The organism is Pedobacter antarcticus, assembly GCF_900103515.1.
Classification (GTDB): Bacteria; Bacteroidota; Bacteroidia; order Sphingobacteriales; family Sphingobacteriaceae; genus Pedobacter; species Pedobacter antarcticus.
On sequence record NZ_FNGZ01000013.1, the window covers coordinates 59,289 to 84,130 of the forward strand.

At 42.3% G+C, this 24,842-nt stretch carries 19 protein-coding genes; 8 read left to right on the forward strand and 11 right to left on the reverse strand.

What is annotated here, in order from left to right; genetic code table 11:
• Positions 1–450: 450 nt before the first annotated feature.
• Together BLR53_RS18000 and BLR53_RS18005 are read right to left on the reverse strand one after the other, a co-directional pair.
• Positions 451–900, reverse strand: coding sequence for a protein-disulfide reductase DsbD N-terminal domain-containing protein (locus BLR53_RS18000; protein ID WP_037443197.1), 450 nt, complete (start codon positions 898–900; stop codon positions 451–453).
• Between the two features lie 25 nt (positions 901–925).
• On the reverse strand, positions 926–1,705 hold the full coding sequence (locus BLR53_RS18005) for a biotin--[acetyl-CoA-carboxylase] ligase (protein WP_074591655.1): 780 nt from the start codon (positions 1,703–1,705) through the stop codon (positions 926–928).
• A gap of 44 nt (positions 1,706–1,749) precedes the next feature.
• Between BLR53_RS18005 and rsfS the strand changes: the two genes are divergently transcribed.
• From rsfS to BLR53_RS18030, 5 genes are all read left to right on the forward strand, one after another.
• Positions 1,750–2,124: a ribosome silencing factor gene (rsfS, locus tag BLR53_RS18010; RefSeq protein ID WP_074591658.1), complete on the forward strand. Its 375-nt coding sequence runs from the start codon at positions 1,750–1,752 to the stop codon at positions 2,122–2,124.
• A 32-nt stretch (positions 2,125–2,156) separates the two neighbouring features.
• Positions 2,157–4,247 (forward strand): ATP-dependent zinc metalloprotease FtsH, encoded by a 2,091-nt coding sequence (gene ftsH, locus BLR53_RS18015; protein WP_074591660.1) that lies wholly within the window; start codon positions 2,157–2,159, stop codon positions 4,245–4,247.
• A gap of 62 nt (positions 4,248–4,309) precedes the next feature.
• The gene (locus tag BLR53_RS18020) at positions 4,310–4,954 is read left to right on the forward strand and encodes a LutC/YkgG family protein (RefSeq protein ID WP_037443191.1); all 645 of its coding nucleotides are present in this window, start codon (positions 4,310–4,312) and stop codon (positions 4,952–4,954) included.
• Positions 4,955–5,018: 64 nt separating this feature from the next.
• Positions 5,019–6,101 carry a 3-oxoacyl-ACP synthase III family protein gene (locus BLR53_RS18025; protein WP_037443189.1) on the forward strand — a complete coding sequence of 361 codons (1,083 nt, stop codon included), beginning with the start codon at positions 5,019–5,021 and terminating at the stop codon, positions 6,099–6,101.
• 60 nt (positions 6,102–6,161) lie between these two features.
• Entirely contained in the window at positions 6,162–7,004 is an 843-nt protein-coding gene (locus tag BLR53_RS18030; RefSeq protein WP_074591663.1) for a hypothetical protein, read from the forward strand.
• On the opposite strand, the gene BLR53_RS18035 is transcribed toward BLR53_RS18030, so the two are convergent.
• The 6 genes from BLR53_RS18035 to BLR53_RS18060 all read right to left on the reverse strand — a co-directional run bounded on the left by BLR53_RS18035 (position 6,993) and on the right by BLR53_RS18060 (position 16,797).
• Positions 6,993–8,420: a tetratricopeptide repeat protein gene (locus tag BLR53_RS18035; protein ID WP_244889571.1), complete on the reverse strand. Its 1,428-nt coding sequence runs from the start codon at positions 8,418–8,420 to the stop codon at positions 6,993–6,995. The genes BLR53_RS18030 and BLR53_RS18035 overlap by 12 nt on opposite strands.
• 197 nt (positions 8,421–8,617) lie before the next feature.
• The gene (locus BLR53_RS18040; RefSeq protein WP_037443185.1) at positions 8,618–9,364 is read right to left on the reverse strand and encodes a zinc ribbon domain-containing protein; all 747 of its coding nucleotides are present in this window, start codon (positions 9,362–9,364) and stop codon (positions 8,618–8,620) included.
• Between the two features lie 258 nt (positions 9,365–9,622).
• Positions 9,623–12,037 carry an outer membrane beta-barrel family protein gene (locus tag BLR53_RS18045; protein ID WP_074591668.1) on the reverse strand — a complete coding sequence of 805 codons (2,415 nt, stop codon included), beginning with the start codon at positions 12,035–12,037 and terminating at the stop codon, positions 9,623–9,625.
• A 72-nt stretch (positions 12,038–12,109) separates the two neighbouring features.
• Positions 12,110–13,366: a DUF4374 domain-containing protein gene (locus BLR53_RS18050; protein ID WP_037441146.1), complete on the reverse strand. Its 1,257-nt coding sequence runs from the start codon at positions 13,364–13,366 to the stop codon at positions 12,110–12,112.
• A gap of 80 nt (positions 13,367–13,446) precedes the next feature.
• On the reverse strand, positions 13,447–15,903 hold the full coding sequence (locus BLR53_RS18055) for a TonB-dependent receptor (RefSeq protein WP_037441149.1): 2,457 nt from the start codon (positions 15,901–15,903) through the stop codon (positions 13,447–13,449).
• 336 nt (positions 15,904–16,239) lie between these two features.
• On the reverse strand, positions 16,240–16,797 hold the full coding sequence (locus tag BLR53_RS18060) for an RNA polymerase sigma-70 factor (RefSeq protein ID WP_070808205.1): 558 nt from the start codon (positions 16,795–16,797) through the stop codon (positions 16,240–16,242).
• Between the two features lie 110 nt (positions 16,798–16,907).
• Between BLR53_RS18060 and BLR53_RS18065 the strand changes: the two genes are divergently transcribed.
• Positions 16,908–19,337, forward strand: a complete 2,430-nt coding sequence (locus BLR53_RS18065) for a phosphocholine-specific phospholipase C (RefSeq protein ID WP_074591670.1) — start codon at positions 16,908–16,910, stop codon at positions 19,335–19,337.
• 29 nt (positions 19,338–19,366) lie between these two features.
• On the opposite strand, the gene BLR53_RS18070 is transcribed toward BLR53_RS18065, so the two are convergent.
• The 3 genes from BLR53_RS18070 to BLR53_RS18080 are packed head-to-tail and all read right to left on the reverse strand — an operon-like array spanning position 19,367 to position 21,189.
• Positions 19,367–20,464: a Nif3-like dinuclear metal center hexameric protein gene (locus BLR53_RS18070; RefSeq protein WP_074591671.1), complete on the reverse strand. Its 1,098-nt coding sequence runs from the start codon at positions 20,462–20,464 to the stop codon at positions 19,367–19,369.
• Positions 20,465–20,486: 22 nt separating this feature from the next.
• Positions 20,487–20,852, reverse strand: a complete 366-nt coding sequence (locus BLR53_RS18075; RefSeq protein WP_037441157.1) for a TM2 domain-containing protein — start codon at positions 20,850–20,852, stop codon at positions 20,487–20,489.
• Positions 20,845–21,189 (reverse strand): DUF2752 domain-containing protein, encoded by a 345-nt coding sequence (locus BLR53_RS18080; RefSeq protein WP_070808206.1) that lies wholly within the window; start codon positions 21,187–21,189, stop codon positions 20,845–20,847. The genes BLR53_RS18075 and BLR53_RS18080 overlap by 8 nt, the downstream gene beginning before the upstream one ends.
• Before the next feature lie 51 nt (positions 21,190–21,240).
• On the opposite strand from BLR53_RS18080, the gene mfd reads away from it, so the two are divergent.
• Both mfd and BLR53_RS18090 read left to right on the forward strand, forming a co-directional pair.
• The gene (gene mfd / locus BLR53_RS18085) at positions 21,241–24,582 is read left to right on the forward strand and encodes a transcription-repair coupling factor (RefSeq protein WP_074591672.1); all 3,342 of its coding nucleotides are present in this window, start codon (positions 21,241–21,243) and stop codon (positions 24,580–24,582) included.
• Positions 24,583–24,587: 5 nt separating this feature from the next.
• Positions 24,588–24,803 carry a DUF3820 family protein gene (locus BLR53_RS18090; protein ID WP_074591673.1) on the forward strand — a complete coding sequence of 72 codons (216 nt, stop codon included), beginning with the start codon at positions 24,588–24,590 and terminating at the stop codon, positions 24,801–24,803.
• Positions 24,804–24,842 lie beyond the last annotated feature (39 nt).

Genomic DNA, 24,842 nt, shown 5'->3' on the forward strand with positions numbered 1-24,842 from the left:
TCAATACAATTCATAACCGGCAGTCCCTCCGGAAAGGCCGTGAAATTACTTATAATTTCTTGTTTTAAAAGTTTTGACCCCCTGCATAAATTTAATTTGACCTTACATCCATAATGAATGACCTTGTCCCAGAGGCTCATTCAGACCAGTTTACATTAGCCGTAGTTCCGCTAAATGTTTTAGCGGGCTTTTCCTTGGTTTTGTTCGGGTCTTGTTAGAGTCACATTCGGATGCGCCCCTGGTTGAGTATATGAAAACCCCACAGACTACCCACACCGAACCCACACGAAACCCACAGGACACCCACAAAATAGTGTTGAAGATCTGTGAGGCGGTATAAAATGGTGGAAAAATCTAAACCATGGCTCTTTCCAAACCAGCATAACGGAAATAAAAAAAGTGCCTGGTATTACCAGACACTTTCCTGTTTATATTAATAGTAGCTAAACTCTATTTAACTGCGACAGAGAACTTCACTTCATCAGGAGGAAGACATCTTGTTTCGTCACAAACCATAAACTCAATGGTACCGGAAACTATCGTATTCGGCTTTTTCAACTTGATTTTTTGCTGAAATACAACCTGTTTTTCAAAATAACCAACATTCATATCAAAAACCTTCTCGAACTTTTCAATTGGTTTAGGTTCTGAAACCGCGCCGACTAAGGTGAAATCTTTTGAAGGATTAATTTTAACGGACGTCTTAACCGGCCCTCCAGGCTTAACGTGCTGGGAGTAAATATGCCATCCATCCTGAATAGTAGCTTTCAGATAAATGATCGCTTCTGTATTACTAACCTTTTTTTGAGCATAAGACCAGGTAACCGGTGTTTCAATCTGGGCTGAAGCTCCCAATACTGTAAACAGGCATAAGGCAAATACTAACATTACTTTTTTCATATTCTTACGTGTATTTAGTTGATCTTTAGTTCTTTTTATGCAGAAACTCGATCTCTTTAAAATCAAAACGCTTTAATCCTGCACTAGTTGTAAGCTCTAGTTGCCCTCTCTCAGCTATTCCTGTAATCTTCCCTTCAATTATCTCGCCATTTTGTCGGTATAAAGCATTCTCACCGTAGAGATATAAATCTTTGACATAATCGTGATAAAGGCTATCTACAGGCCCTGTTCGCAGTTTGAGGTAAGCGAGTTCTATCTGTACACAAACACTTCGCAGCAGAAGATCAAGCTCAATCGGTTTACCGGTAATTATTTGCAGAGATGTTGCCCGGGCCCCAAGGTCACCGTCGAACCTGAGCTGATTTACATTCAGTCCGATTCCTATCACAGATGCCTTAATCTGGCTTCCTGACAGTGTATTTTCGATCAGTACACCACCTAGTTTACGGTCATTAAAGTAAATGTCGTTGGGCCATTTGGTTTTCGCCCCCTCGCCACACAACTCCCTTAAAGTATGCATTAATGCAGTGCTGACAACCATGTTTAAGCGGAATTGCTGATCCGGAGTAATGAAATCAGGCCGCAGCAAAACGCTGAATGTTAAGTTTTTTCCCGGCTCAGCATGCCATGTATTTCCCGCCTGTCCGCGTCCGCCATACTGATTGTCTGCCATAATAACAGTCCCCTCGGGTAATGGCTCGGAATTTGACATTATACCTTTCATAAAACTATTGGTAGAGTCAACAGCTGATAATTTGATCAAATTTTGACCAACAAATGATGTCGGAAAAGTGTTATTTTGCAATAGTGGATTTTGTTATAATAGTTTATCAAAAATAAATACTTTTAATGGTAAAAAAGAAAATAGTACCCCTTTCTACCTACCTTTCAGAAATAGCCGTTCATGGCATACAGGAAAAAAAGGGACACGATATCGTTCGTCTAGATTTACGAGAGCTGAATAGCTCTGTATCGGACTACTTCATCATATGCAATGCTGATTCTGCAACACAGGTCAGAGCGATTGCAGACAGCGTAGAAAAAGAGATTTACAAAAGTACAGAGGCTGAGCCCTGGAAAAAAGAAGGAATGGATCATGCAGACTGGATAATACTTGATTATTTTGATGTAGTTATTCATATCTTCAAAACTGAAAAAAGAGACTTTTATGGTATCGAGGATTTGTGGGGTGACGCACAGACTACTACCTATCAGAGCGCCTAACCGACAAAACTTATATATTTTTTGATTCCAAGATGAAAGAGAAAGAAAATACGAAACCCAAGCTGATCAAGAGAATTCCAAATATTCCGAAAAAACCTCAAAAAGGTTCTAATTTCAATATCTTCTGGGTTTACGCAGCTATCATAGTAGGTTTGATCCTTGTATCGGTGTTATTTACCAATGACACCAACAAAACGATCACTTACAGAGAATTTGAAACAACGATGCTGGCTCCTGGTGATGTACAGAAAATCGTTGCTTATAAATACGAAGACCTGGTTAAAGCTGATGTTTACATCAAACCAGAGTTACTTAAGGAAGAAAAATACAAGAAATATCTGACCAAAAACAATTTTGGTTCCGCAGGTGGTCCAACTGTATCATTCACCGCAGGATCAATGGATGCACTGGATAATCAATTAAAAGAATCTCAGAAAGAAATTCCTGCAGACAACCAGATCCTTGCCGAAAAAGAAACCAGACAAAGCACTTTTAACTCCTGGTTCTTCACGGTAATTATTCCGCTGTTACTGTTTATCGGTTTCTGGATATTTATTATGCGCAGAATGGGTGGCGGTGCCGGTGGTGGTGGTGGCCAGATATTCAATATCGGTAAATCCAAGGCTACGCTTTTCGATAAAGAAAGTCAGGTAAACGTTACTTTTAACGATGTTGCCGGTCTTGAAGAAGCTAAACAAGAGGTTATGGAAATCGTTGATTTCCTTAAAAACCCTAAGAAATATACTAATCTGGGTGGTAAAATTCCAAAAGGAGCTTTATTAGTAGGCTCTCCTGGTACAGGTAAGACTTTACTGGCTAAAGCTGTTGCAGGGGAAGCCCAGGTACCTTTCTTCTCCTTATCCGGTTCGGATTTCGTCGAGATGTTCGTCGGTGTCGGTGCATCCCGTGTACGTGACCTGTTCAAACAGGCTAAAGATAAAGCTCCTTGTATCATCTTTATTGATGAGGTGGATGCGATCGGCCGTGCGCGTGGGAAGAACAGTATGATGGGCGGAAACGATGAGCGTGAAAACACCTTAAATCAGTTATTGGTTGAAATGGATGGTTTCGGTACAGATTCCGGTATTATTATTCTGGCAGCTACAAACCGTCCTGATGTATTGGATAGTGCGTTATTACGTCCGGGAAGGTTTGACAGGCAGATTTCTATCGACAAACCAGATTTAGTTGGTCGTGAACAGATCTTTAAAGTCCACCTTAAACCTATCAAGACTGATCAGGTTGTGGATGCTAAGAAACTTTCAGCACAAACACCTGGTTTTGCCGGCGCTGAAATTGCAAATGTATGTAATGAAGCAGCTCTGATTGCAGCAAGAAGGAATAAAGAGTCTGTTGACATGCAGGATTTTCAGGACGCAATTGACCGTGTTATCGGTGGTCTGGAGAAAAAGAATAAAATCATCTCTCCTGAAGAGAAACGTATAGTAGCTTACCATGAAGCTGGACATGCCATTGCAGGCTGGTTCCTGGAACATGCAGATCCATTGGTTAAGGTATCTATCGTACCCCGTGGTGTCGCAGCTTTAGGTTATGCGCAATACCTTCCGAAAGAGCAGTTCCTGTACACTACAGAGCAACTGACAGATGGAATGTGTATGACTATGGGTGGCAGGGTTGCAGAAGATCTTGTTTTTGGAAAAATCTCTACAGGTGCTCAGAATGACCTGGAAAGGATTACCAAATTATCTTATGCTATGGTTACCATTTATGGAATGAACAGTACAATTGGTAATGTATCCTTCCATGACCCGCAAAATGAGTACAATTTCAATAAACCTTATTCAGAGAAAACTTCTGAGCTGATTGATATTGAGGTTAGAAAATTGGTCAGCGGTGTTTATGAAAGAACAATGCAGTTACTAACTGATCAGCGCGAAGGTTTAGAAAAACTTGCTGAAAAGTTACTGGAAAAAGAAATCCTGTTCCAGACTGACCTGGAAGAGATTTTAGGTAAACGTCCGTTCGAGAACAGAACGACTTATGACGAGTTCGTAAATGGTACAGGCGACCAGAAACCAGCTGCTGAAGGGCTTTTACATGAAGGTGTAGGTGAAACTACAGATCCATCAGCTCCGGTTGCGCCAACGCAGTCTGAGTCTTAAATTATAATTTCTTATGGAGCCGTCAGTGTGATCAACCACACTGACGGCAAATCCATTTCTATATGCAAGAGAACATATCTTCCAAAGAGCTGATGTTAAAGAAGATCAGGAAAGCCCTGCTGGAGAAGCGGGACAATCCTTATCCCAACCTGGAAGAAAGTCCGCTCTATACGCCCACTGATGAAATCCCTGAAATTATGTTTGCCGAACAGCTCACTGCTGTATCCGGTAATTTTATTTTTTGCGAAAACGGTGTGGATTTTATAGAGAACATCCTTGAACTCGCAGATAAGTTTAAATGGAGAAAAATCTATTGCTGGGAGCGTGAGCTGCAGGCCTTGCTTTCTACTTATGAATTCCCCTTTTATAAGACCGATAAAGACTTTGAAATGGCTGAAGTCGGTATTACTATGTGCGAAGCACTTATTGCACGCAACGGCTCGGTATTGCTTAGTAACCAGAACGAATCTGGTCGCAGGCTGAGCATCTATCCGCATCATCATATTGTTATTGCAAGAACCGGACAATTAGTCATGGATTTGAAGGACGGATTTCAATTGCTGAAGAATAAATACGGTAGTCAGATTCCTACAATGATCAGCACAATTACGGGCCCAAGCCGTACGGCAGACATCGAAAAAACACTAGTTCTGGGGGCGCACGGACCTAAAGAATTATTTGTATTTTTAATTGACGATTTCTCATAAATTTTTAATTTCCATTTATTAGTCTTAAATTTATACTACATACTAAAATGGTATACGGTATAAAATGAGCAATAAAGAGCATCTATCAACAGTTATTACGGGCACCGGGAGCTATATTCCAGAGAAAATTATTTCCGGAAGTCACTTTTTGGAAACTAGTTTTTATGACAATGGAGTCATAATTGAAAAGGCAAATGCAGAAATTATTAGCAAATTTTCGGAGATTACGGAAATTAATGAAAGACGTTATGCAGATGACCATTTACTGAATAGTAACATCGCAGCAATAGCAGCATCTCGTGCTATTAATGACGCCAAAATAGACCAGGAGAGTTTGGACGGAATAATCTGCTGCCATAACTTCGGAGATATCAAAGCCGGTGAAAACCGGATGGATATCTTACCATCACTGGCAGCGAAAGTTAAACAGCTTCTTGAAATTAATAACCCCGATTGTGTAGCATTCGACTTAATATTCGGCTGCCCCGGATGGATTCAGGGCGTTGTGCAGGCTCACTATATGCTGCAAAGTGGCGATGCAAAAAAAATCCTGGTAATCGGCGCAGAAACTTTGTCGAGAATTGTGGATCCGCATGACAGAGACAGCATGATTTTCGCAGACGGAGCTGGTGCCGCCATATTAGAAGCAAAGCAAACTGAGAGAAAAACGGGTATTATTGCTCATAAAACTCAGACCTATGCAGTAAACTACGCCAACCTGCTTTACATGGGTAAAAGCGGAAATCCAGATAAAACAGACGGCAATATGTATCTGAAAATGAATGGACGTAAACTTTATGAGTTTGCCGTAAGTCATGTACCCCAGGTAATAAAAGCCGCCATAGATAAGGCCGGAATTGACATTTTAGATATCAAAACGGTTTTCATTCATCAGGCGAATGGTAAAATGGATAGTGCAATTATGAAACGAGTCTTTAAACTTTATAATCTCGATACGATTCCTGAAAACCTTGTTCCAATGACAATTTCCTGGCTTGGGAACAGTTCAGTAGCAACAGTCCCTACCCTGATAGATCTGGTACGTCATCAACAAATTAACGGATATGAAGTGAAAAGCGGCGAGTATGCGATCTTTGCTTCTGTTGGCGCGGGTATGCATATTAACGCAATAATTTATCAGTTTTAGGAAAAGCCATTGATAAATGGTGCAATTTTCGCTACCTTGTGGTAACCAACGAACCACAAGATGAAAAAGATATTTTACCTGCTGCTGCTTGCCTGTGTTTCAGTTTCCTGCAAGTCATATATGCTCAGCACCGTTGCAGCTGATTCTCCAGCGGAGATGACCTCCAACGGTGTATTTAAGCTGGAAAATGATAGCGTGAGAATCACCTATAATTTTGCCGGTATGGACGCCCCTTTAAAGATTGATATCTACAATAAACTGAATGATCCTATTTATGTTAACTGGAATAACTCAGCTCTGATTATTAGGGAGAAGGCTTATAGCTTTATCCAGTCAGATATTAAAATCAGCGGTAACACCAGCAATGTTTCAGAAAATAACAGGCGTTCTTTATATAATTATAGCGAAGGATCACTAAACGCATTAGCTACGATACCTAATAATGAAGGATTTATACCCCCTGCGTCACAAATCACCCGTGAAATCACTGTATTGGATGCAGCTAGTTTTGATCCGTTCCCTAAAAGCGAATATAAATCGGCAGCCTGGAATTACAGTGATGGAACAGGCGTACTCTATGTTAAACAGGCAGATTTCGATGCAGATAATTCACCCTTGAAATTCAGAAGCTATATTACACTTTATACCTTAAAGGAAAATAAACCTGATAATTTTGTCAGCACCGGAAATTTTTACGTGTCTTCAATTGCACGTTCAGGTGCTAATCCAAAGAAAACCAGTGAATACGAAGGAAATCCCGGTAATGTAATGATGACTTCAAAAATAACTGGTTTTGGTAAGACAATGACCGGGGTTGCGTTAGTTGGTGCTGTCGGTGGTCTGGCAGCAGCAGATGCTGCATTAAGCGAGAAAAATAACAACCGCAATAAATCAGTTAACTAAAGATCTTAAACCCTCTTTGGCCTGGGATTCGATGCTATTCTCATATTCATGATTTTTCATGGCTATAGCCTCGTTAAATGCGGCCTTAGCTAAAGCATTTTGTTTTTTGCCGGCATATATCTTGCCCATCAAAAGTGCAGAGTTTGCTGCAAAATAATACTTCAGGTTCTTTCCAGCCTGTACTGCCTGCTGATAATCCTTTACAGCAGCTGCATCTTTATTCAATGCGTCATTAATCCTACCCGATCTGTAATAATATTCAGCTTTATCCCGGCCGGCTTTCAGCCTGTCTGGATCCATAGCACCGGTCAAAGCCGAAGCCCTGCTGTAATATCCGCCATCAAATAGTAATCTGGCCTTCAATAATTCCTGGTTTGGCATTTCTTCGCCCGCCTCATTAAGCGCCTGCTTATCCTTTTCATGATAAGAATTGCCACTCGTCTTTACTCTGCCCATATACCCATTATAAGAGCCTGTATCGCCATTTAACAAACTTATCCAGGCTAGATGCAGATTAGCATCCCGAATATAGTTAACGCCTTTATTTAGCTGTAGAAACTTTTTAAAATTCAAAGCCGCCGACAAATCCAGTTTATTCAATTTGGCAGTTCCCATTAATAATTCCAGGTAAGGAAAGGACTGATAGGTATCAGAAGCCGGTCTTGCTGATAGAATGGCTATGGCTTCGTCGGTATGGCCATTTCTTGAGCAAACATACGCACGCAGGTAAGATTTTAGCAGGCTACTATCAGCGATACGAGCGGTAAATTTCATGGTTTTTGAATAAGCATCCGGTGATTTCACAACATCTGAAAGCACATAGGCATAGTAAAATATCACCTCCTCATAAAAAGGCTCATCGGTCGATTTAGGTAAGTTTATTGCAAGCCGCTCCAGCATAGCAAGCCCCTCTCTTACATTACCCCGCAGACCGAAAGTCGACAGCGTACTTTTCATCATACCTTCAGGCAAGCTGCCTATAATCACATTGATCAGACCAAGCCCCTTAGCATTCAGCTGAAAGCCGGGATATTTCTTGTTATTCTCCTGCAATTGTCCATTTGCTTTTTTTATCTCCCGCGCGGCACCAAAATATTCACCATAGCGACTTCTGAGCATAGCCCACTGCAGGTTAATTTCGGCCTGTGCATATAAATAATAAGGAGAGCCGGCATTATCATCCGCAATCTGACTTAACCTTTTTGATTTCATTTCTTTCATGCGGTCGAAATCTATTTTGCTTTCTGAGGTGATTAACTGAAAATAGTCAGCATAATTCTCCAGCAAGGGCACAATTGAGTTGCTTGGGCGGACTTTTCTTTCCTGAGCGATCAATTGCCTTGCTGAACTTAATTTAAGCTCAAAAATCAACTGGTAAGCTTTGAGGCAATTTGCATTAAAATCAAAGTTAGCCATCGCATTTAGTGGCAAAAGCAAACTGAGCATTAAAAGAAATCGGAGAGAAAAAGATCGGAGGCTAGAATTCGCCGGCATAGAATTATTCGCTTTAAAAGATAATTACTCAACGGTATTTTGAGCGCTTTTGTTTTAAAATGGCATAAAAAAACCGGTCAGTTAGGACTGACCGGTTTTTTTAATTGGAATTAAACAGCCTAAACTGCCTCTTCCTGCTCATGAGTTAAGGCCTCATCCACAAGGATTCTACCACAGTGCTCACAAACGATAATTTTCTTACGTTGACGAATATCTAACTGACGTTGAGGCGGAATCTGATTGAAACAACCTGAACATGAATCACGGTCAATCGTAACAACCGCAAGACCGTTATTAGCGTTGCTTCTCAATCTTCTGTAGGCAACTAATAATCTGTCTTCAATTGCAGCTTCAGCTTTCTCTGATTTTTTATTTAAAGCCTGCTCATCTTTTTCAGTTTCAGAAGTGATTGTTTCCAGTTCACCTTTTTTAATGTCGAGGTCATTCTTTCTGGATTCTAAATCAGCTAATGCTTTCTCATAGATTTCAGTTTTAGAAGCAATTTCAAATCCATGCTCTCTGATCTTTTTCTCACAAACCTGAATCTCCAGGGACTGGATTTCCACTTCTTTGGTCAAAGCATCATATTCCCGGTTATTCTTTACTTCTTTAAGCTGGCCATCATATTTCTTGATCAGGTTCTGAGCTTCCTTGATCATGTTTTTACGTGTTACAATCGCATCTTCGGTTTCATCCAATTCAGCTTTGAATTTTTGTATACGTGTTTCCAAGCCTGCAACTTCATCTTCCAGATCTGCCACTTCCATTGGTAATTCACCACGGATCTGACGGATTTTGTCAATTTTAGTATGTAAGGTTTGTAATTCGTATAAAGCTTTCAGCTTTTGCTCTACAGTTTGTTCCATTAAATGAAATAATTTATGGGTATAATTATATTAAACTAATTATCAGTAATTGAACTGCATTTTAGCTTGTGTACGGAATTATTCTCCGGCAGATCTGGTCAAAATATAACCATTTAAGCTGCTGAAGCTCGCAAAGATAAGTATAATTTTCAATTCATGTATACAAATCACTATTAATCTGCTGATTGTAAAATGAATTCCCAAACCTGGATAGTTGCCGCAAATGTGGTGTAATACAGGCATTTCAAACACTTAACGTTAAAAACGGCTCTTCAGATCGTCGGCTCCGGAATTGTTGCTTTTCCGGCCGCCTTCCGAGCTGCCGAACCGGTAACTCAGAGAAAACACCGCAGCCCTGCTGTCAGGACGACGTAATCCAGAAACCTGAATACCACCATAATCTGTTTCATAACGCGTTTTTTTGGATTGGAAGATATCGGTCACCAGCATTTTCAAGGTACATTTCTCGCTGAACAGGGATTTCTGAAATCCTCCGGAAACCATATAATAGCCGCCCATTGTATATACACCCATACTCATTTTAGATTTATATATTCCGTTCAGTTCAGCTTTCCAGTTATTACCGAGTTTAAACGTGTGCTGACTATCAAATGTGAAACTAGTTCTGTCGAGCCGGAATTCTACATTTTCATTATCTATTTTAAACTCGTTTCTGAAAACATGGGCAAATTGTGTTGATGTCCACCAGGAGGTAAAATTCAATGTCCCGGTAAGACTCAGGCCATAATTTACAAATTCAGCGGCATTCTCAGGCCGCTGGTACACCAGGCTTGCATCTCCGCCAATCAGCTGGCTAATCACATCGGTACTTTTGCTATAAGTTAAAGTTGTGAACCAGGCCGAACGATATGCATGGCTCAGCTCAACCGTATTTACCAGCGAAGGCCTCAAATAAGGATTACCCTCGTCATAAGAGAACGGGTCGTCATAGATCCGGAATGGATTGAGATCCCAGTACCCGGGCCGCTCGAGTCTCCTACTATATCCCAGCTGAAGCTTATGATTTTCTTTGAATTCACGGCTCAGGAAAACACTTGGAAACAATTGAAAATAATCGCGCTTTACCAGAGAATCCGTTTCAATCTGGTGTCCCTCTGTTGCGGTGTACTCACCCCGTAACCCTGCCAGTAAACTCCATTTCCCCCAATCTTTTTTTATGCTGAGATATCCCGCCTGAATCTCCTCCCGGTATTTAAAGTGGTTTCCAGAAGCCAGATCTGCTACAAATTCGCCGTTAGCCAGCGTGTCATAACGCAGGATATTTTCAATTTTCACTTTACTGCCTTTCCAGCCCGCATCAATCTTCAGGTTTTTAGCTAAAGGCAGGCTGTAGTCCAGTTTACCCGCAATAATGGAGTTGTCAGAAGGTAAATCTCCGCGACGCTCAGATTTGCTAAGCATAGTGGATCCGGATGCGTCAGAATAAGTTGTTTTCAAATCCTGATTCATCCTTGAAAAATGAGTTACGTAGTCGATATCAGCCTTCAGCTCATGCCCGTTTCCATTAAATTTATGTACGTAATTCAAATTGTATTGCCTGTCCTCCCACTTCTCTTTCCCAAAAATATAAGTCGCGGCATTACGGGCAAGCTTACCATCTGCACCATATAAAAGATTAGAACCGGGCTGCGTGTCCGGGTATTGCCCGTCACCACCACTAGCCACAAAACCGATCGTATTCGCTGAATCGATCGTATAATCCAAACCGGCTTGAAAATTTGACGACCGCAGCTTAGCGGAAGACTCATCCCTTTGCAAAGATCTGCCTGTAATATTACCCGCACCATCGGCGAACAGGCGATTAACTTCGCCTGAACTCTTCAAATTCTGATGATAGTAAGTGTAATTTCCAAAGACATTCAGCTTATCCGACCGGTAGTTCAAACTACCGCCCCCGCCTAATCTTGCGCCGCGTCCGGTTCCTCCATTAGCCGACAACGAACCGTTTAAGCCCGCTTTGAGGCTTTTCTTCATCACAATATTCACGATCCCACCTTTTCCGGCGGCATCATAACCTGCCGGTGGGTTAGCCATAATTTCAATTTTGCTGATCTGTCCGGAAGAGGTGCCCCTGAGCAGGTTGGCCAGCTGGCTGCCCGACAAATAAGTTGGCTTGCCGTTAATCATAACCATTGTCCCGGGCCTGCCTTTTAAACTGACCGACCCATCGTCAGAAACCGTAAGTCCCGGCGCTTTAGAAAGAACATCGAGCGCAGTTCCTCCTTCGGCCAGGATACTGTTTTCCACATTCAGTACGACACGGTCCAGGCTTTGTTCAATCTGTGCCTTGCTACCCTTGATATTAACCGTCTCCAATACCTGCTGATCAGGAACTAACCGGATATGTCCAAAGTTATGGAATTTACGCTGTTCGTTGAGTTCCAGCGCAGCACTAAAATAGTTGGTAAACCCGATATAACTGATTCTGACGTAGTATTTTCCAGCAGGGATATCACTGAGCTCGAAACCTCCCTTTTCATCACTCATAACAGCCTTTACTTGCACAGAATCCTTTACCTTAAATAAAAAGATACCTGCCGAAGCTACCGGATTAAGCAGCTCATCAGACAACCGGCCTTCTAGCCTGTAAGATTGCGCAGCAGCACCGGAGATCCCGGCAAATAAACAAATTAAAAAGATCAAAGATTTCATAGATGATTAAGCGTTATTTTTAGCTAGGTTATAAAAAAGGGGGATGCCTGATACGGCATACCCCCTGAATGATTAATATTTTAGTTTAGAGAATGCCGTTACATTATCGGCCCCTTCGATATGCACGCCTTTTTTACCAGTAGCCGTTTCGGCATTAATGATATAGACATAGTATTGTTTCATATCGTCTTCCAGCACATAGCTGATGGTTTTCCCATCGCCTTCATAGTATACGTGCATTTTAAAGGACCCTTGTTCGTGCTCTGGCACATCCTTCACATAAGTAACCGTTTTACTGTTGATATCTACAATAGCTACCTTCACGCGTCCGCCCGATACATCACCGGTTTCTGCAGAAGTGTAAATTGTCATCAGGAACTTACCATTAGCAATGTACTCTCCCCTGGCAATTTTGAATCCGGTAAGCGCTTCAACATCAAAGAAATAATCCTTATCAAATGCTTCTGTACCCTTTTTTATTCTTAGGATACCTGAATGGTTTTTTGATTTAATATTATTGATACTTCCAGAAGTTGCCCAGACATAAGAGTCACCATTTTCAATTTGCTTAAGCCCCTGCATACTGCCCCAGTTACCGATAAATCCGGTTCTGCCATCGGAAATAGTTTTCTCATACTTCATCTCCGGATAACTGAAAACAGCTACCCATGCCGTATCAAGACTGCCGTAATTCCCCTGCCATGGCGCAGCGCCGGCACCCGCCGGTTTAAACTTATAATACGGCATATACAGCTTGTTATCTACCTGGAATAAACCCGTCCATACTGCATTTTCGCCTGTACCGGTAATCTTATTCATATCTGTGACGCTTTTACCCGAAACCTGCATATTGACAGCATCAAAGCGGAACAATTCACCAACCCCACTTGATCTCGGATCGCCCCCGCCTACCCAGGTATCCTGATTTACAGTACCCGAAACACCGGTACGGAAAGTTGTCACTGTTCTGCCTGCGATTCCGATCTCTCCATCTTCATAAATACGGTAAGGCGTAACCGGCCCCAGATTATTATAAGCCTGCGCGAAAATTGTGTTATTCTGTAAGACAAAGGAATAAGCGTCCGTCTCTACCCCGTTATTTCTGGAAGACACTTTCCCTGTGGTAATGTCATCTGTGCTGACAATATACGTTCCGGCACTACCGGATGCTGCCGATCCCGAGTATACAAATACATATTTACTGCGTCCTGTTCCCTCCGGGTTTGTTGGTCCGGTTACTTCCGGTGTATCTTTTGATTTACTGCATGCCCCAAGCAAAACTGCCATTGCTAATCCTGCTGACAATAGGAAATTCGAAGTTGTTTTCATTTTTGTTTTGTTGTTATTAAAAAGTATATGTTTCCCTTTAGGGTTTGTTGCCTTGATCAGAGGCTTCTAATAGAATTTTTTTAAGATTGTGCTGGTTTAGCCGTAGTTGAAAAGTAGTATCTCAGCTTCAGATTGAAGGATCTGCTTGGCTTCTGCAGTTTAAAATTATCGTATAAAATCGCGTCGGTCAGATTGAGACATTCCACTGCAACATTATATTTTCCGCCCTTCACAGTATAGACCATACTGGCATCATGCGCCCATTGAACCGGTATGTCGAGCTTCGTATTTTTAGAGCCCTGACTAGGCCAGAATAGATAAAATCTATTTACATACATTAAGTTATAAGTTATAGATAAACGGTTTCCTTTTTGAAAAACATTATTAAAATATAGGCTGGAAGATGCATTACCAAACAAATAAGGCGTATTTGGGATACGGTCACCATAGACTACGCTTGGCACCTTCGAACGTTCGCCGGAAGGCAAAGTCTCAAATTCCGTATCATTTCTCAGATTTTGGTAAGTAAAACTAGTATTGATACTGAACCGGTCCCGGTAGGCATAACGGAGTTCTGCATCTACCCCCCTGTTCTTTACATTTGACTCATTTGTGCTCATCTGAATATACTCCCCATTTGTACCTCCAGGTAGTAGTAAAGAGCGGATATAATCCTTCGCATTTCGATAGACAAAACTCGCCTGTAAAGACACGAAATGGTCCTGATTAAAAGTCTGCTGATAAGTCGCGCCAAGATTAATATTCTGGCTGCTTTCCGGCCGCAGGTTACTATTTCCGCGCTCGTTGACCATGTCGCCAAACAATTCCGTGTTTTCCGGCAACCTGTAAGCCCTTTCATAAGAGCCCTTCAACTGCAGTTCCGGCCAGAGAAAGTAAGTTCCCGCAAAACCATAACCCGATTTAGAAAAGTTGCCCTTACGAATATGAATCTCATGCTCCATCTGCCCCGTCTCCCGGTTAAATTCACTGGTAGCATCATAACTTACGTTTTGCTGATAATAGTGCTTTAAAAACGCTGTAGCGTTGAATCTTTCACTAAATTCCGCCCTGTAACCCAAACCTGTAATGTATTTTCTGGTGATTTTTGGTTGACGGTCGAATATATTATCCGGATCGAGCCTGTTTTTACCCTTGCGGTTAAATGTGCTGAAAAGCTCATTCAGGGAAAAAGAATGCTTTTCATTCAACTGATAATTCAAAGCCGCATTCACAACACCGTTGTTATTTCTAAACTTATAATCTGTATAACTGCTCTCACCTCCCGGACGGTCTGGATTAGCTGGATCTTTAAAAACAAATGTTCCGTCCCAGGTATAACGTTTATATGCTGTATCCACACTCCTTTCCTCACCGAAATTGAAGTTCCCGTTCAGACGCAGATCCAGACCTTTAGTAAATAAGTTCCTTTTAGTGTACTGGATTGCCGGCTGCAACAGGTTTCCGGACCTCCATCTTGATCCGTAGACATCGTACATCCGGTTACCAGTTTGAATATCTGCACGGTTCTTTCCGAAAGTTCCCCCCAGCAAAAGCAGGTCAGCAAACTTCTTTCCCCTGAAACCCGCTTTAAGCACCACTGTCTCATTATGATAGCGATCATGAAACCGACGTACCCGGGCAGGATTATTTAAACCGGTTTCATGGTCTACCACATCTACATTTACCCAATAATCATTGTCAGAATAATTCTGAAATGCATTGAGCTGTACAGTAAAACCAGAAGCGGCAGTATACCCTGCATTCACAGCAGATTTGTGCGTATTAAAGGATCCAAAAGAATAGGAAGCATCTATATAGGTCCCCGGGTTTGAATTCGTGACGATATTTACGGCGCCGCCGAGCGCATCCCCACCCAGCCATACCGGAACCACACCTTTATAAACTTCGATGCGGTCAGCAAAGTTGACAGGGATATTGTTCAGCTGAAAAGACGACCCGAAGTTATCCATTGGTACCCCATCTAAGAAGAATTTGATCTGTTTTCCGGAAAAACCATTTAGACTAAACCGAAAATCGGAGCCCACCCCCCCGGACTCGCGAACTCTAGCGCCCGAAACCCTGTTTAGCACTTGCCCAATATCCATAGTCGTATTACTCAATGCCTTCGCATCAATGGAAACTACAGCATATGGTTGCTTATTAACTTGCTGGCTTTTGCTGAGGCCGAGTACTGAAACTTCGCGCATTTCACGCCCGCCCTCCTCGTCTAATGAGAAATTAATGGCAAGCTGCTGATCTGCTGCCAGGGTTAGCGTTCGATGGCTTTTGAGATAACTCATTGCCTGTACAACGACAGTGTATTCACCTGCCGGGAGTGCAGAAAAACTGAAACGACCCTGACTATCGGTAACTACCGTTCTCTGCAAAGGCAACAACCTTACAGTAACACCTGAAAGTGCCCCATTAATCGAATGGACGACCTTTCCGTGAATGGTTCCGCCACTCTGCGGAGTTGCATAAGTATGAAATAAAAGGGCGCATAGAATCCCCGTCAGAAAAATTTTCTTAATTTGCATTGCTTTTAAATGAATCTATAATTTGAAAGAACCCCTTGGGTTTAAAGCCGTACAGGTACGAACTGTACGGCTATTTTTGAAGAGCAGATGGATTTGTAAATATTTATATCATTAGATTTCCCTTTCTATAGCACTACCTGATCAGACAATAAGCATTGCACTGTACCGGCGTTCTATAATAAAGTATCATACCAGCCCTTTTACCCCCACGTCTATTTAGAACTATTTTAAATAGACGCAATGAACAGACCGATAACAGTCTGCTAAACAGACTCAATACCACAAAAAAATAATAATAAATGATTACCTGACGGGTGAAAGGTTTAATGCAAAGTGTTAACGCGGATAGGTCTCCAGGCCCTTACGGATGAAATTTAGTGCCTTCGTTAACTGGTTTTCAACTGTTTTTTCCGAAATAAGCAGAGCTTTGGCGATCTCCTGGTTGTTCATACCTCTTTCACGGCTCAGTAAATAAACTTCTTTGCAGCGGCTTGGCAGAAGGGCGATCAGCTGATCGACATCTTCCTTTAAAAAACGGTACAGCACATCCTGCTCCGTATGATTGGCAGAATCCGGCTGTCTTGCTTTAATTTCTTCCATTTTACGGGAAGTCCTTAACTCATCACTATGCAGGCGGAAAACGCGGAAACGCACTGCCCTTACCAGATAGTTTAGAGCCGTACTTTCTGTCAATTCTAAACTTTCACGACGTTTCCAAACAGAAGTAAATACTTCCTGAACAACTCCTTCAGCCTGAAATCCATTCTCAGTATATTGCAAAGCAAGCTGATACAGCTTTTTCCAATGGCTTTCATAAAGCTTGAAAAAAGACTGCTCATCAATTTGTATACGTTTGGTTGAAGGATCAGTGCTCAATTTTACGTGATTAGTCAAATGCCAAAGGTAGCACAATTTAGAACCATTCAAAATTATTTACAATTACCCTTGAGAACAAATCGAAATAATTATCCATAAATTCACGGCTTATCATTCCGGTCCTTACTATGGAGAACAGAAGAGAATTCATTAAAAAAGCAGGTTTATTAAGTGCGGCATTAGGCGTATCAGGCTTGATTCCACCGGCAATACAGAAAGCAATGGCCATTAATCCCGCTTTAGGCAGCAGTTACCTGGATGCAGAACATATCGTGCTGCTTATGCAGGAAAACCGCTCCTTTGATCATACTTTCGGTACACTGCGTGGCGTCCGCGGTTTTCAGGACCCCAGAGCCATCCGCCTTTCCAATGATTATCCTGTATGGCTGCAGCGTAATAAAAAAGGGGAAACCTATGCCCCTTTCAGACTTAACCTCAATGATACCAAAGCGACCTGGATGAACTCGTTACCACATTCCTGGGATAACCAGGTAGATGCAAGAAATAAAGGCAGCTACGACGGCTGGCTGGACGCCAAAAGATCTGGTAATGAAGCTTATGCAGATATGCCACTAACGATGGGATATTATAACAGAGAGGATATCCCGTTTTACTACGCTCTGGCAGATGCATTTACTGTTTGTGATCATAGCTTTTGTTCCTCACTGACAGGAACCAGCCCTAACCGGTCTTTTTTCTGGACAGGAAAAATCAAACAGCAGCAGGATGAAGATTCGGTCGCACATGTATCCAATGATCAGATCGACATACCGGAACATAATACCTGGAAAACGTTCCCCGAACGATTATCTGCAGCGGGAATTGATTGGAAAATTTATCAGAATGAAATTAGTATAGGAGCGGGGCTCAGCGATGAAGAAGAAGAATGGCTGGCTAATTTCACCGATAACAGTCTGGAATTCTTTCAACAATACAAAGTGACTTGCCACCCAGAATACCTGAAATCCCTGGATCTGAAGATCCGTAAAATGGAACAAAAACCCGTAGGTGAACGGACAGAAAAAGACCTTAAAAATCTCGAAAACTGGAAAGAAGCTTTTAAGAAGGCTGCAGAAAATCCTTTATCGGCTCAAGATGCTAAAACTCAAGATCTCCATCGCAGAGCGTTCGTAACTAACAAGAATGACCCCAATTACCATAAACTTGAAACCATTAGCTATGACGCAGATGGAAAGGAGGTTAGTGCACAAATACCTAAAGGAGACGTGCTGCATCAGTTCAGGAAAGACACAGATTCAGGTAAACTGCCAGCGGTATCCTGGCTGGTTGCACCCTGTAATTTCTCCGACCACCCGAGTGCCCCCTGGTATGGCGCATGGTATGTGTCCGAAGTTCTGGACATCCTGACTAAAAATCCTGAAGTTTGGAAGAAGACGGTTTTTATACTCACTTACGACGAAAATGACGGCTATTTTGATCATCTGCCACCAGTAGTTGCGCCTAATCCGAAAGATCCTGAAACAGGACTGGTGTCTCCGGGACTAGACATCCGGGCAGAATATGTTTATGCGGGCCAAAGCAGCCGGGAGAGCCCGGTCGGATTAGGTTTCCGGGTACCAACTGTAATTGTATCTCCATGGAGCAGGGGAGGTTATGTGAATTCACAGGTTTATGACCATACCTCAAGCCTCCAGTTTCTGGAGAAATTCCTGAGTCATAAAACCGGAAAAACCATCAGAGAAGAGAATATAACGAGCTGGAGACGCAGCCTTTGCGGAGACTATAGCTCGGTATTCAGACCCTATAACGGAGAAAAGATTTCATTCCCTGAAGCGCTCGCCCGTGTTCCTTATCTGGAACATATTCATAGCGCACAATTTAAACCGCTCCCTAAAGGGTATCACAACCTGAATAGGGAAGAGATCACTCAGGCCTTAAAGAACCCGCAGAAGAGCCCGTTTATGCCCGGACAGGAGCTGGGAAACCGCCCTGCCAATGCACTCCCTTATGAATTATATGCAAATTCTTCCCTTGATCAAGAGAAAAAAGAAATCGGAATCCAGTTCAAATCGGGTCATGAGTTTTTCGGTATGGCATCCAGTGGCGCAGGATTTACCGTTTACGGACTGGAAAAAACCTGGTCATTTACCGCAGCAGCAGGGGATAGTCTGGAATATAAATGGCCACTTAGCCTGTTCCCGGAACAGCATTATCAACTGGAAGTAAACGGAGTGAACGGTTTCTACCGTGCATATCGGGGCACCGCACAGGATCCCGATGTGACTGTGCAGCTGGAATATACGCAGAATAGCTCTGGTACACCTGATGGAAATATCCGCCTGGTAATTAGGCGCCAAAAGGGAAATGCCCCCCTTCATTTTAAAGTCGCACATCAAGCTTATTATACACAAGTCGCTGAGCTGAGATTAAATGCGGGAGACAAAGAAAAAGCATTGGTTCTGGACCTGAAAGAAAGCTATTCATGGTACGATTTTATACTTTCAGAACTGACTCATCCGGAGTTTAGCCAGCATTTTGCAGGACACGTAGAAAACGGAAAAGAAAGCAGCAGCGATCCACAGATCGGTGCTGCTTAAATAATATTTTTCCTGCCTGATAATAAAGCTTATAAGAAATAACTGACTGGGTTTGTACTATGCGTCGTCTTGCGGGCAGAAAGCCCTGGGAAACGCGTTAAAATAAGATCCCTAAGCAGGTCACTGGTAAATTGCTCACTTTCAAAGTGCCCTATATCAGTGATCATTATTTTCCCATCAGCATCAAAGAATTCATGGTATTTAAAATCTGCGGTAATAAATGCATCAGCACCCGCGGCAATAGCCTGCTGCAGTAAGAAACTTCCAGATCCACCGCAAACGGCAACCTTCTTAATTTTCTTTCCGGTTGGGCGTGTATGACGGATCACTTCAGTCTGCATGCGTTCCTTTACCAGATTCATAAAATCGGCGGCATCCATTTCCTGCTCCAGCCAGCCACACATTCCTGTCCCTACAGTTTCCAGGCTGTTTTCCAATGCGTAAATATCGTAAGCAACCTCTTCGTATGGATGGTTTTCCAGCAAAGCCAGTAAAACTTTACGTTCCAGCTGAACAGGGAATATCGTCTCTATTCTTATTTCTTGTTCCCGATGAGCTATGCCCGGGCTACCGGCAAATGGAGAAGTACGTAGCCCCGGTAAAAAAGTTCCGGTTCCACTCGCATTAAAACTAACCTCTTCATAATCTCCGATATTCCCTGCGCCTGCAGCAAACAAAGCAGCACGGAGAGTTTCAGCCTGTGCTACAGGGCAAAAAGTAACTAATTTTTTAAGGATGCCTTTTCTTGGCACCAGGATTTTGGGCCTTTGCAAACCGAGTCTGTTGCAGATCATCCCATTTACGCCTCCCTGAACGCTATCCAGATTGGTATGTGCAGCATACAGGGCGATCCCATTTTTAATAGCCTTAAGCAAAGTCCGTTCTACGTAATTACCACCGGTCAGTCTTTTCAATCCTTTGAACACAAGGGGATGATGGGTAAGAATTACGTTGCAACGGTTTATTATGGCCTCTTCAACAATAGCCTCCGTACAATCCAAAGCTATCAGTACGCCTGTAATTTCAAGTTCCGGATCTCCGCAAAGCAGGCCTGAATTATCATAATCTTCCTGATAATTCAGCGGAGCAAATTCTTCCAGATATCTGGTCAGTTCAGCTAATTTCATAAGGTAAAGATACGATGCCTGCTTAATATTGCATAGATGAGCCTATTTTTACAAGCTGAAGGCTTTCAAACACCATTCGCTCATTATATTCTATGGCCAACCGCTTATGGTTAACCAGGTCGATAATTGTACCGATTGCACATAGTCCGTAAGTGAAAAAGTATAAGATTCCCATTCCGATCTGATTAACCAGGAATCGGGATAAGCCAGGCACAAAAAAGCCTAATACGCAGTAAAGCAGCATATCATCGGGATTTCTCCGTTTGCTTTGGTAGATCATCAGAAATCCATTCAACTCTCTCTCATTTAAACCTGTAGTCGCACTTCTCAGGTATGAAAATTCCTGTGGTGAGATGCCCGGAAGCATCATAAATGGTGAATTATACATTCTCTCCTCCTTTAACAATCAATTTTTTCCATTCGGCTTTAGCCAGTACATAAATCCTGCCGATTATAATCACAATCGCAGGCGCCCCCATCCAGTGCTGCTTAAAGCCGTCCCGCCATTCTCCTTGAAGAAAAAGCGTTATAGACCTGCCAAGTCCACATCCCGGGCACCATTCCAAACCAGCTGCTGCCAGCGGGCAAAGGGAAAAATGATTCCCCTGGTGTGGATAAACCGGTTGTGCTGCGGCAAGTAAAAGCATGGCGGTAATCCAGAAGACCAATTCAATTGGTATCCGGCTCATCCATTGCGCCTTAGCAGTTTTAAATTTTAGAGTCATAAAAGCAGGCATTGTTACATATTAGCAAATCATAAATATTACCTTTACTTCGTGAACATTCGTGACCTGATCAACAGATACAAAACTGATGAGCGCATCGAAGCGCTGGCAAAGGCCCTGAACGGGGGTAAAGGTAACAAATTGCAATTAAAGGGGCTGGTAGGTTCTGCAGATGCCACCGTAGCGGCAGCCACCTACATGCTTATGCATCAACCTCAGCTTTTTATTCTGCCGGACCGGGAAGAAGCTGCCTATTTTATGTCCGACCTGGAAAGTATCCTCGAAAAGGAAATTCTGCTTTTTCCTTCGTCCTTTCGAAAAGCATTTGATTTTACTCAGGTAGATACAGCTAATGTACTGGCCAGGGCAGAAGTCCTCAATGAACTGAACCATAATTCATCGTATGGCAAAATTGTCGTCAGTTACCCGGAAGCACTTGCCGAAAAGGTTATTGACAGAACAGTACTCGAAAAAAACACGCTGGAAATTACCCTGGGCATTAAACTAGGCATCGATTTTATCAATGAGTTTCTAATAGATTATGAGTTTGAGCGTACAGCTTTTGTATACGAACCCGGACAATTCTCTATCAGGGGCGGTATTGTAGATATTTTCTCTTTTTCCCATGACTTGCCATACCGGATAGAGTTTTTTGGTGATGAAGTGGAGAGCATCCGGACCTTCGAACTGGAAAGTCAACTTTCAGTCGAGGATGTCAAATCATTAACCGTTATTCCTAATGTACAATCTAAATACCTGACAGAAAGCAATATTAGTCTGCTGGAATATATCGGTAGAGATACTCAGATCTGGATTAAAGACGTAGAATTTACGCTTGATATCATTAAGACGGGTTATAAAAAAGCAGTTCAGCTTTGGAAAGCACTGCCATTGAAAGAAAAACAGGATAATGATGCCTGGATAGATCCTAAATTTGGGTTTGCAGATGAAAAAATAACAGGGGATACGCTACATGATTTCGCGTTGGTGGAGTTTGGTAAACAATTCTTCTTCCAGACAGATCAGGTAATACAGTTTGATACCCGTCCGCAACCATCATTTAATAAAGATTTCAATCTCCTGATCCATAATTTCAGGGAGAATGAAAAAAATAATATTCATAATTTCATCTGCAGCTCTTCAACTAAGCAAACAGAAAGGTTATACGCCATTCTGGATGATATAGATAAGACAGCTAAGTTTGTTCCGGTTCACATCCAGCTTAGAGAGGGTTTTATAGATGCCCGACAACAGATTGCGCTCTATACCGACCACCAGATTTTCGATAGGTATTATAAATATAAACTGAAAAGGGGTTATCAGCGAAGCCAGGCAATTACCATGAAAGACCTGCGAGACCTTAAATCAGGTGACTTCGTTACCCATATCGATCATGGGATCGGAAAATATGCCGGCCTGGAAAAAGTAGAGGTGAACGGGAAGACACAGGAAATGATCAGGCTCATTTATGCCGACAACGACCTCCTGTATGTCAATATCAACTCCTTGAACAGGATTGCCAAATACAGCGGTAAAGACGGTACTGCCCCGAAAATGAATAAACTGGGTACAGAAGCCTGGGATAAGCTCAAAAAAACTACTAAAAAAAAAGTAAAGGATATAGCGAGGGACCTGATTAAGCTTTACGCCTTACGTAAATCTCAAGTCGGAACAGCATTCGATCCGGACAGCTATCTGGAAACGGAACTGGAAGCATCCTTCATTTACGAAGATACCCCGGATCAGGTAAAAGCCACTGCCGACGTTAAGAAAGACATGGAGGCTCCGCATCCAATGGACCGCCTGGTCTGTGGTGACGTAGGATTCGGGAAAACAGAAATTGCAATCCGTGCTGCTTTTAAAGCTGTTGCCAATGGAAAACAAGCCGCTGTATTGGTGCCAACTACCATTCTGGCGCTGCAGCATTTTAAAACATTTTCTTCCAGACTGAAAGAATTCCCCTGCAAAGTCGATTATATCAACCGTTTTAAGACAAGTAAACAGATTAAAGAGACGCTAAAGCAAGTAGAGGAAGGTAAAGTTGATATCGTTATAGGTACCCACAGATTGCTCAGTAAAGACGTGAAATTTAAGTCTTTGGGCATTATGATTATTGACGAGGAGCAAAAATTTGGTGTAACTGCCAAAGAGAAGTTGCGTGCACTGCGTGTCAACGTTGATACACTGACGCTTACTGCCACTCCGATACCAAGAACACTACATTTCTCCTTAATGGGCGCGAGAGACCTGAGTATTATGAGTACGCCACCACCTAACAGGCAGGCGGTAAACACAGAATTGCATGTATTCAACGATAAATTAATTCAGGAAGCTATCCAATTTGAGCTCGACAGGGGAGGTCAGGTGTTTTTTATTCATAACCGGGTTAATGATCTGACGCAATTAGGCGGTCTGATTCAGACCCTGGTCCCGAAAGCAAAAATTGGTATCGCTCACGGTCAGCTAGACGGAGATGCGCTGGAAGATGTGATGCTGGACTTCATTAACGGAGAAAAGGACGTACTTGTAGCCACAACTATTATTGAGGCCGGGCTGGATATTCCTAACGCCAATACGATTATCATTAACCACGCGCATATGTTTGGCCTGAGTGACCTGCATCAAATGCGCGGGAGGGTAGGGCGGTCCAATAAAAAGGCATTCTGCTACCTGTTGAGCCCACCTTTATCGACCTTAACTTCAGAGGCCCGTAAAAGACTCAGCGCAATAGAAGAATTTTCAGATCTGGGCAGCGGTTTTAATATTGCCATGCGTGATCTGGATATCCGTGGAAGCGGAAATCTGCTTGGCGCGGAGCAAAGTGGTTTTATTGCTGAAATAGGATTTGAAATGTATCACAAAATCCTTGATGAGGCTATTCAGGAACTGAAATCAGATGAGTTCAAAGAGCTTTTTAAAGAAGAAACCAATAAACCTTTTGTCACTTTTACACAAATGGATACAGATCTGGAGCTTTTCATTCCAGACGACTATGTAACCAATATTACAGAGCGTTATAACCTCTATACCGCTTTATCAAAGTTAGAAAATGAAGCTGAACTTAAAGCCTTTGAAAGCTCGCTAAAGGATCGTTTCGGCACTGTTCCGAAGCCTGTAAAAACCATGCTCAATGTACTCCGTTTACAATGGGCGGCTAAAAGACTGAGTTTTGAAAAACTAAGTTTTAAAAAGGGTATTTTAAGAGGCTATTTCATTGCCGATAAACAATCAAATTTCTTTGATTCCACACAATTTCACAAGATCCTGCAGTTTGCGCAGCAGCATCCGGGAATGTGTAATCTTAAAGAAGTTAAAAATACACTGAGGATTGCATTTGAGAATCTGGATAGTGTGGACGATGCCATTGCTATGCTGGAAATGGTTGCCAATTAAAATATATGAATTCTGAAATACTGAATAAATTAATTAGTCAGACAATGCCTTTCGGCAAATATAAGGGCAAGCTATATTGTGACCTGCCAGAATCCTACCTGGTTTGGTTCCATCAGCAAGGCTTTCCCGAAGGGAAACTCGGTGAACTGCTTGGTACGATGTATGAAATTAGGCTGAATGGGCTTGAATACCTTTTACAGGAACTTAAAAAAAGACGTTAATTAGAATAAAAAAGGCGCTCCCTGAGTTAAGGAGCGCCT

Coding starts and splice junctions, on each gene's coding strand:
- BLR53_RS18000 (WP_037443197.1), bottom strand. CDS start 900: ATGAAAAAAGTAATGTTAGTATTTGCCTTATGCCTGTTTACAGTATTG.
- rsfS (WP_074591658.1), top strand. CDS start 1,750: ATGGTAAAAAAGAAAATAGTACCCCTTTCTACCTACCTTTCAGAAATA.
- ftsH (WP_074591660.1), top strand. CDS start 2,157: ATGAAAGAGAAAGAAAATACGAAACCCAAGCTGATCAAGAGAATTCCA.
- BLR53_RS18020 (WP_037443191.1), top strand. CDS start 4,310: ATGCAAGAGAACATATCTTCCAAAGAGCTGATGTTAAAGAAGATCAGG.
- BLR53_RS18025 (WP_037443189.1), top strand. CDS start 5,019: ATGAGCAATAAAGAGCATCTATCAACAGTTATTACGGGCACCGGGAGC.
- BLR53_RS18030 (WP_074591663.1), top strand. CDS start 6,162: ATGAAAAAGATATTTTACCTGCTGCTGCTTGCCTGTGTTTCAGTTTCC.
- BLR53_RS18035 (WP_244889571.1), bottom strand. CDS start 8,420: ATGGCTAACTTTGATTTTAATGCAAATTGCCTCAAAGCTTACCAGTTG.
- BLR53_RS18040 (WP_037443185.1), bottom strand. CDS start 9,364: ATGGAACAAACTGTAGAGCAAAAGCTGAAAGCTTTATACGAATTACAA.
- BLR53_RS18045 (WP_074591668.1), bottom strand. CDS start 12,037: ATGAAATCTTTGATCTTTTTAATTTGTTTATTTGCCGGGATCTCCGGT.
- BLR53_RS18050 (WP_037441146.1), bottom strand. CDS start 13,366: ATGAAAACAACTTCGAATTTCCTATTGTCAGCAGGATTAGCAATGGCA.
- BLR53_RS18055 (WP_037441149.1), bottom strand. CDS start 15,903: ATGCAAATTAAGAAAATTTTTCTGACGGGGATTCTATGCGCCCTTTTA.
- BLR53_RS18065 (WP_074591670.1), top strand. CDS start 16,908: ATGGAGAACAGAAGAGAATTCATTAAAAAAGCAGGTTTATTAAGTGCG.
- BLR53_RS18070 (WP_074591671.1), bottom strand. CDS start 20,464: ATGAAATTAGCTGAACTGACCAGATATCTGGAAGAATTTGCTCCGCTG.
- BLR53_RS18075 (WP_037441157.1), bottom strand. CDS start 20,852: ATGTATAATTCACCATTTATGATGCTTCCGGGCATCTCACCACAGGAA.
- BLR53_RS18080 (WP_070808206.1), bottom strand. CDS start 21,189: ATGACTCTAAAATTTAAAACTGCTAAGGCGCAATGGATGAGCCGGATA.
- BLR53_RS18090 (WP_074591673.1), top strand. CDS start 24,588: ATGAATTCTGAAATACTGAATAAATTAATTAGTCAGACAATGCCTTTC.